At 51.7% G+C, this 1,932-nt stretch carries 2 protein-coding genes; both read right to left on the bottom strand.

What is annotated here, in order from left to right; genetic code table 11:
• Positions 1–220, bottom strand: a 220-nt coding sequence (locus ABYP33_RS18885; RefSeq protein WP_373092875.1) for a hypothetical protein, incomplete at its 3' end; no start/stop codon positions are given.
• A 386-nt stretch (positions 221–606) separates the two neighbouring features.
• The coding region (locus ABYP33_RS18890) for an SUMF1/EgtB/PvdO family nonheme iron enzyme (RefSeq protein WP_373092877.1) at positions 607–1,932 on the bottom strand (1,326 nt) is incomplete at its 5' end.

Below are 1,932 nucleotides of genomic sequence, written 5' to 3' on the forward strand. Positions count from 1 at the left end.
ATACCCCCTGACCGATGAGTTCGGCTATGGTGTAGCGCCCCGCTAATACATGACCGGCTGCAAAGCTGAGCCGGTTAATGTCGCTTGGCGCTACACCGGGTAAATCGTCTAATTTAGTTTGTGATAGCAGGGATGCGGAGGAGCTTGATGTTGCACCACTGCGCGGAGGCGCCGTATCACATTGCCGGTCAGCCTTCGCCCTTAGCGAAATACGCGGCATCGATTGCCGTTTTGCTCGCGCCCTCTTCCAGCCCTAGTAAGGTCAAGGCCACACGTCGTTTATCTGACATTCTCTTCCCCAAAACCCTTTCTCATTTAGTGCCTGGCGTTACAACACCCGGTCATACACATCGGCGTTTGGCCAAGCGTTTTAAACACCCTACGTTAAACAGATGCTTGGAAAAGTGTATTAAAATCTCGTCCGCCCTGCGGGCGGCGAACCCAAACCCACAAACTCATGGGGGCACGCCCCCCTTGGATTCTTCATACACAATAATCCAAAAAACAAAAAGGATTACCTCCATGGATGGTGGGTATGCCACTTTTGTCCGGAACAAAAAGAGTAAAATACAAAAGTAAAAAGGCAATGACGCCATAAACACGGCGTCAGTCGTGGACAAGCCGAAAGCCGTAATCGATATAGGCCTTCTCCACTCTACCGGCACGACGAAGCGAGACTGGGAGGTACCTCGGAGTGGTATCCCAGGAACCACCGCGCAACACACGACGACTGCAGTCGCCACTCGTCGAAGCGCTGCCGTTGCTCGGCGCCCCTACGTAGCTATCCTTGTAACAATCCTGCGTCCACTCCGACACATTACCGAGCATATCGTATAAGCCAAACCGATTGGCGCTAAAGCTACCTACTGGGGCGGTCTTACTATCATCCCACCGGCTGCCACAGCCATCACAATTGGCGCGGTTTGAGCCAATGCTATCGCCCCATGAATACTCTGTACTCGTGCCTGCTCGGGCGGCGTACTCCCACTCCGCCTCACTCGGCAGTCTATAACGCTTCCCGGTGATCTTATTTAACCAAGGGATAAACTGCTGGGTAATATCATCCCAGCTTGTATGGATCACTGGGCGGTTGCCTCGGCCCCAGCCATGCTCATCTGGTATATAGCTACAGCCACCGGCGCTTACGCAGGCATCCCAGGCCGCAAAGGTAATCTCGTGCTTGCTCATTTTAAACCCCGACACTCGCACACTGTGTACGGGGAGTTCATCACGTCTCCCCACAGTAATTCTCGCATCACTATTTAGATCCCCCATGCGAAAGCTGCCGCCGGGAATGGATACCATATTATTGCTTATTGCCGCAGCAGCCTGGCGACTTATGGCCGCTTTACGGTCTGCAGCAAATTTACGCTCTGCAGCAGCTTTGTCGGATTTTATTTGGTCGATACGCGCCACTTCATCGCCAACCGTTTTGTAAGCCGCTCGCCATTGCTGCTCAGCGCGTTGCCATTGAGTTAGTGCCGTGCCTAAATCTCCACTTATTTGGGCTGCTTTCCCTGATTCCTCAGTCGTGGCTGCTAATTTTGCTTCGCTGGGGTCTGATAAACCGTAGGCTTTTTTTCGTTTTAACCAAGCCACTTTAGCCTCAGCACTTTTTTGCTGTGCAACATTCAATTTACTCGCGACACTGTGTGCGTCACGCCATTTTTGCTCTGTAATTTGCCAGTCGCTTAGTGCCGTAACAAAGCTTCCTGCGTATTGGGCTTCTTTTGCGGCTGTTTCTGCCGATACTGCTAGGGTAACTTCCTTAGGGTCTGCTAGTGCGTAAGCTTTTTTGCGTTTTAACCACGCGGCTTTGGCTTGTGCAGCTGAAGTTTCAGCGGCGAAAAGTTTTTCGGCGGCGTTAAATTCTTTTTGTAAAGTTTTGTAGCCATCGCGGACTTTGCTAAGGGTGTTTTGCGCTTCTGCATA

The sequence above is a fragment of the Zhongshania sp. genome, from assembly GCF_041584495.1.
Taxonomy (GTDB): domain Bacteria; phylum Pseudomonadota; class Gammaproteobacteria; order Pseudomonadales; family Spongiibacteraceae; genus Spongiibacter.